Source organism: Streptomyces botrytidirepellens, assembly GCF_003721215.1.
GTDB classification, from domain to species: Bacteria; Actinomycetota; Actinomycetes; order Streptomycetales; family Streptomycetaceae; genus Streptomyces; species Streptomyces himastatinicus.
In genome coordinates this window covers 1-6228 of sequence record NZ_RIBZ01000677.1, presented here as the reverse complement: position 1 = coordinate 6228, position 6228 = coordinate 1, and the positions used below count along the sequence as shown (strand labels likewise).

Genomic DNA, 6228 nt, shown 5'->3' with positions numbered 1-6228 from the left:
GGCCCGGACGGTGAGGTCCGGGCCGGGGCCCTGGTCTGTGGCGTCAGACGACGGAAGAGATCAGTGGTGGCCGTGGCCGCTGGTGATCTCCTTGTACTCCTCGGAGGTCGGCTTCGGGATGAAGGCGTCCTTGCCGTAGTACGTCTTGGACAGCCTGGCCCGCAGCTTCTGCGACGCCGTGACCTTGCGGCGGACGCCGTTCTCGTCGACCTCGGGGCCGATCTCGTACGCCTTCGGCTGCTCGTGCTGGGTGAGCACGTGCAGCTGCTCCTGCGTGAGCGGCTCGTGCACCTCGATGAACTCACCGTGCGGCAGGCGCTTGATGATGCCGGTCTCGCGACCGTGCAGCACCTTCTCCTTGTCGCGGCGCTGGAGGCCGAGGCAGATCCGCTTGGTGGCGATGAAGGCGATGACCGGGCCGGCGAAGAAGCCGATCCGCACGAACCAGGTGATCGAGTTGATCGACAGCTGGAAGTGGGTGGCCCAGAGGTCGTTGCCACCACCGATCAGCATCACGAAGTACGCGGTCAGCCAGGCGACACCGAAGGCCGTACGGGTCGGGGCGTTGCGCGGGCGGTCCAGGATGTGGTGCTCGCGCTTGTCGCCGGTGATCCAGCCCTCGATGAAGGGGTAGAGGCCGATCGCGAAGAGGACCAGCGGGAAGAGCACGATCGGGATGAACACGCCCAGGACGAGCGTGTGACCCCACGCGGTGATCTCCCAGCCCGGCATCACACGGACCAGACCCTCGGCGAAGCCCATGTACCAGTCGGGCTGGGCGCCGGTGGAGACCTGGTCGGGCCGGTAGGGGCCGATGGTCCAGATCGGGTTGATCGTGGCGATCGCGGAGATGACCGCGATGACGCCGAAGACCAGGAAGAAGAAGCCGCCCGCCTTGGCCATGTAGACCGGCAGCAGGGGCATGCCGACGACGTTCTTGTTGGTCTTGCCGGCCCCGGGGTACTGCGTGTGCTTGTGGTAGAAGACCAGGATCAGGTGCGCCACCAGCAGGCCGAGCATGATGCCCGGCAGCAGCAGGACGTGGACCGGGTAGAGCCTCGGGATGAGGTCCATGCCCGGGAACTCGCCGCCGAACACGAACATCGAGATGTAGGTGCCGACGACCGGGATCGACAGGAACACGCCCTCGATGAACCGCAGACCGGTGCCGGAGAGCAGGTCGTCGGGGAGCGAGTAGCCGGTGAAGCCGGTCAGCATGCCGAGGAAGAACAGCAGGAAGCCGAACAGCCAGTTGATCTCACGCGGCTTGCGGAACGCGCCAGTGAAGAAGACGCGCATCATGTGCACGAACATCGCGCAGAGGAAGACCAGCGCGGCCCAGTGGTGGATCTGCCGGATCAGCAGACCGCCGCGCACCTCGAAGCTGATGTCGAGCGTCGAGGCGAAGGCCTCGGACATCCGGACGCCCTGCATCGGGACGTACGGGCCGTGGTACACGACCTCTTCCATGCTGGGGTGGAAGAACAGCGTCAGGTACACACCCGTGAGGATGATGATGATGAAGCTGTAGAGCGCGACCTCGCCCAGCATGAAGGACCAGTGGTCCGGGAAGATCTTGCGCATGTTGGCCCGGGCGAGGCTGTAGATGCCCAGCCGGCCGTCGGCCCAGTCGGCGACGCGCTCGCCCGCGGGCGCTTTGCCGCGCCGCGGCGTGCCCGTGTCTGTTGTAGTACTCATCCGCGCTCCCAGTAAGCAGGACCGACGGGCTCCGAGAAGTCGCCCATGGCTTCGAGGTACCCCTGGTCATTGGCCCTGATCCGCAGCTGGGGCAGTGCGTGACCGGCCGGACCGAAGATCACTCGGCCACCGTCGGAGAGGTCGAACGTCGACTGGTGGCAGGGGCACAGGACGTGGTGGGTCTGCTGCTCGTACAGGTTGATCGGGCAGCCGACGTGGGTGCAGATCTTCGAGAAGGCGACGATGCCCTCGTGCGACCAGTCCAGCTCGCGCTTGTCCTTGATGTTCTCCGGCTGGAGCCGGACCAGCATCAGGGCGGCCTTGGCGATCTCGGTCTGGAAGTCGTGGTCCTCCTCGGTCATGCCCTCGGGCATGGCGAAGGTGAGGGAGCCCACGGAGATGTCCTCGGGCCGCAGCGGCTGCATGGTGTTGTAGTTCATGAGCCGCTTGCCCTTGGCCCAGGTGGTGTGCCGGAGCTTGGTGCCCGGCAGCGGGCCGAGGTCGCGCAGCAGCACGACGCCGGAGAGCGGCACCAGGGCGAGCGCGCCGAAGAGGGTGTTGCGGGCGAGCTTGCGGCGGCCGAAGCCGGACTCCTTGGCGCCCGCCCGGAAGTCGTCGAGGACCTTGGCCTTGACCTCGGGGTCGGCCTCGATCGCGTGGCGCTCGTCGGCGATCTCCACGTCGGACATCAGGGTGCGGGCCCAGTGGACCGCACCGGCGCCGATGCAGAACAGCGCGATGCCGAGGGTGACGCCCAGCGCGAAGTTCAGCGCGCTGATGTGGCCGATCGGGAAGACGTAGATGTACTTGTCGACCGGCAGCGCCACGTAGGAGGCGATGAAGGCGATCGTCGCCAGCATCGAGACCGTGAACATCAGGGCGACGGTGCGCTCGGACCGCTGGGCGGCCCGCTCGTCGATGTCCTGCTGACGGTGCTCGTGCGGGGGCAGCCCCGGGTCGGCGAACGGGTCTTCCGCGACTACGGTCGCGCCGCCCTCCGCCCGCTCCTCGGGCAGCTTCTCTTCTGCTTGTGAAATCTCGTGGCTACTCATGACTTCTTGGCCTTTGCGGTCCGGGCGGCGACCCAGATGGTGAGGACGATCAGCGCGCCCATGCCGAAGACCCAGGCGAAGAGGCCCTCACTGACCGGGCCGAGCCCGCCGAGCTCAAGGCCACCGGGGGTCTTGGACTTGTCGCTGTTGACCGTGTCGAGGTACGCGATGATGTCCTGCTTGTTCTTCTCCGGCATCGTGGTGTCGGGGAAGGAGGGCATGTTCTGCGGGCCGGTCTGCATGGCCTCGTACAGATGCTTCTTGCTCACGCCCTCGAGGGACGGCGCGTACTTGCCGTTGGTGAGGGCACCACCCTTGCCGGCGAAGTTGTGGCACTGCGCGCAGTTCGTACGGAAGAGCTCTCCGCCCTTCGCGACATCCGCGCCATCGGTGCTGTACTGGCCCTTGGAGGGCGTCACCGGCCCGGCGCCGAGCGAGGAGACGTACGCGGCCAGCTGCTCGATCTCGGCGTCCGAGTAGACCTTCTTCTTCTTCGGCACCTGGGCGCCCGGCTGCTGGGCGGGCATCCGGCCGGTGCCGACCTGGAAGTCGACGGCCGCCGAGCCGACGCCGACCAGACTCGGGCCGTCAGTGGTCCCCTGACCGCCCGTACCGTGGCAGCTGGCGCAGCCGACGGAATAGAGCTTCTTGCCCTCCTCGATGGCGAGGGACTGGGCGGAGCTGTCATCGGCCTTCGCCTCGCTCGGCGAGAACGCGGCGTACAGCCCCCCAGTGACCGCCAGCGCGAAGAGTAGGACGACGAGCGCAGCCAGCGGATGGCGCCGTCGTGCGGAGAGCTTTTTCACGGATTACCCCGGTGTCAGGATCTTCTGCGTCGATGCTTTAAGGACGTGCTTCCGGTCGCGGAGACCGGCTTACTTGATCATGTAGATCGTGGCGAAGAGGCCGATCCAGACGACATCGACGAAGTGCCAGTAATAGGACACGACGATGGCCGCCGTCGCCTGCTGGTGGGTGAACCTCTTGGCCGCGTACGTCCTCCCCAGGACCAGCAGGAAGGCGATGAGTCCGCCCGTCACGTGCAGTCCGTGGAAACCGGTGGTCAGGTAGAACACCGAGCCGTACGGGTCGGAGGAGAGCGAAAGCCCGTCCTTCTTGACCAGCTCGGTGTACTCGAAGATCTGACCGCCGATGAAGATCGCGCCCATGATGAAGGTGATCACGAACCAGGAGCGCAGCTTCCTCACGTCGCCACGCTCGGCAGCGAAGACACCGAGCTGGCAGGTGAGGGAGGAGAGCACGAGGATCGTGGTGTTCGTCGCCGAGAACGGGAAGTTCAGCGCGGACGCCATTTCCTTCCAGTGCTCGGCTCCGGTCACCGATCGCAGGGTGAAGTACATCGCGAAGAGGGCCGCGAAGAACATCAGCTCGGAACTCAACCAGATGATGGTTCCGACGCTGGTGAGGTTCGGCCGGTTGACCGACGGGTGCGCGTGCCCGGTATCTACTGCTGTTGCTGTCGCCACGACCGACATTATGTCGGTCGCTTATCCGGCCCTCACTCCCGGGGGTGCCGTTCGGAGTGTCCAGGGCGGTGTCAAGGGCATCGATGCTGCTCGTCGCGCCTGTTCCGGGCGATCCCTCGAAGGAGGGAGAGATCGGTTCGCCCCCTCCTCCGGAAGGCTGTACGGGAGTAACATCCGCCGCAGGAGCCCGGTAATCCCCTTGGCTGATGCGGAGGAAACGATGCGGCCGACCGCCACGGTGCTGGTCTACAGCGACGACGCGAACACCCGCGAACAGGTGCGGCTCGCGACCGGTCGCCGGCCCGCCGCCGATCTGCCTCCGGTGGAGTTCGTGGAGTGCGCGACGCTCCCGGCCGTCCTGGAGGCGCTGGAGGACGGCGGGATCGACATCTGCGTGCTCGACGGCGAGACGGCGCCCGCGGGCGGGATGGGCGTCTGCCGGCAGATCAAGGACGAGATCTTCCAGTGCCCGCCGGTGGTGCTGCTCATCGGCCGCCCGCAGGACGCCTGGCTGGCCACCTGGAGCCGCGCGGAGGCCGCGGTGACGCATCCGGTGGACCCGGTGGCCCTGACGGACGCGCTGGCCGGGCTGCTCCGCAAGCGGCTCGCGGTGGGCGCCTGACCGCACGCGGTGCGGTGTCACGCGGTCATGCCATGGGGCGGAGCCGGGCCGAGTCGGCCGGGGTGCTGCCGTCCCGCTGACCGGCGGCGAGGGCACTGCCCTGGCGCCAGTCGGCCCAGGCCATGTTCCAGTCGCCGTAGCCGTTGCCGAACGTGGCCATGTCGTCCCCGTTGCTGTTGACGACCGTGACGAGGTCGCCGAGGTGCACGGTGTTGAAGAACCACCGGGCGTTCTCGGTGGACATGCCGGTGCAGCCGTGGCTGACGTTGGCGTAGCCCTGCGAGCCCGTCGACCAGGGCGCGGCGTGGACGTATTCACCACTCTGGGTGACCCGGGCCGCCCAGTAGACCATCAGATCGTAGGAACCGGCGCCGAGGCCGATACTGGCGCCCGTCATCCGCACCGCCGACTCCTTGGCGAGGATCACCTTGGTGCCGTTACGGGTGTCGAACCCGGGCATACCGGTCGTGATCGGGATGGTCCGGATCACCTGCCCGTTGCGCCGCACCGTCATCTGGTGGGTCCCGGAGTCGGTCAGAGCCTCGATCCGGTCGCCGGTGGTGATCCGCAGCGGCTTGGCGTCACCGCCGTAGAGCCCGCCGCCGACCCTGATGCCCTTGAGGTTGGAGTGAACCTTGACGGTGGCGTGCGCGGGCCAGTACTCGGCCGGGCGGTAGTGCAGCGTCTTGCTGTTCACCCAGTGCCAGACGCCCTCCACCGCGGGCTGTGAGTCGACCTTCAGGCCCCGCTCGACCACGGCCCGGGCCGAGGGGTCCTTCACCGGGCGGCTCAGCTTGGCGGTGACGGGCTGGCCCACCCCGTACTCGCCCGACTTCGGGCCGAAGGTGACCTTCAGCTGCTTGCGCTTGGAGCTCGTGGTGAAGTCGATCGTACGGCGGCCCGGCGCGCCGCCCGAGTCCTCCGTGGACACCCGCAGCGTGTAGTGGGCGCCCGCCGCCAGCGGCACGGTGGAGCGCCACCGGCTGCCGTCCGGCGTCAGCTCGCCCCGTACGTACCGGCCCGCCGCGTCGGTGGCGGTGACGTCCGTGATCCGGCCGTCGTCGCCCTTGGCGGTCACTTGGAGCGGCCGGTCCGGGTCGGCGTCGCGTGCGCCGCTCTCACCGCTGAAAGAGATCTGGTCGGCGGCGTCGTACGGCTTGGCGGACAGCGGGTCCGAGGAGGGGCCCCCGCATCCGCTGAGACCCGCTATCAGCGACGCCACCAGCAGGGCACTGGAGAGCACCGCCCGGGTTCGAGGAGATCGAGGTGTGTGGTTCATGCGCTCACGCTATGGACGCCCGCGGCGGACGGCGCGCCGGACGAGGCAGCAGGGTGACACGGCAAAGGGGCCCGGCACCTGGGAAGGTGC

The 6228-nt window shown here is 67.7% G+C and carries 6 protein-coding genes; 1 reads left to right on the top strand and 5 read right to left on the bottom strand.

Annotated elements, in window-relative coordinates:
- Positions 1-60: 60 nt before the first annotated feature.
- From qcrB to ctaE, 4 genes are all read right to left on the bottom strand, one after another.
- Positions 61-1698, bottom strand: coding sequence for a cytochrome bc1 complex cytochrome b subunit (qcrB, locus tag EEJ42_RS35480; RefSeq protein WP_123106327.1), 1638 nt, complete (start codon positions 1696-1698; stop codon positions 61-63).
- A complete protein-coding gene (gene qcrA / locus EEJ42_RS35475) occupies positions 1695-2750 on the bottom strand; it encodes a cytochrome bc1 complex Rieske iron-sulfur subunit (protein ID WP_123106326.1) in 1056 nt (351 codons plus the stop codon). Before qcrA ends, qcrB begins: the two co-directional genes overlap by 4 nt.
- Positions 2747-3556, bottom strand: a complete 810-nt coding sequence (qcrC, locus tag EEJ42_RS35470) for a cytochrome bc1 complex diheme cytochrome c subunit (RefSeq protein ID WP_123106325.1) — start codon at positions 3554-3556, stop codon at positions 2747-2749. The genes qcrA and qcrC overlap by 4 nt, the downstream gene beginning before the upstream one ends.
- A gap of 69 nt (positions 3557-3625) precedes the next feature.
- Positions 3626-4246 carry an aa3-type cytochrome oxidase subunit III gene (ctaE, locus tag EEJ42_RS35465; RefSeq protein WP_123106324.1) on the bottom strand — a complete coding sequence of 207 codons (621 nt, stop codon included), beginning with the start codon at positions 4244-4246 and terminating at the stop codon, positions 3626-3628.
- 211 nt (positions 4247-4457) lie between these two features.
- Here ctaE and EEJ42_RS35460 point away from each other — a divergent pair, with 211 nt between their 5' ends.
- Positions 4458-4859, top strand: a complete 402-nt coding sequence (locus tag EEJ42_RS35460) for a hypothetical protein (RefSeq protein WP_123106323.1) — start codon at positions 4458-4460, stop codon at positions 4857-4859.
- Positions 4860-4884: 25 nt separating this feature from the next.
- Here the strand turns inward: EEJ42_RS35460 and EEJ42_RS35455 are convergent, their stop codons facing one another.
- Positions 4885-6138, bottom strand: a complete 1254-nt coding sequence (locus tag EEJ42_RS35455) for a L,D-transpeptidase (RefSeq protein ID WP_123106322.1) — start codon at positions 6136-6138, stop codon at positions 4885-4887.
- Between the last annotated feature and the right edge of the window lie 90 nt (positions 6139-6228).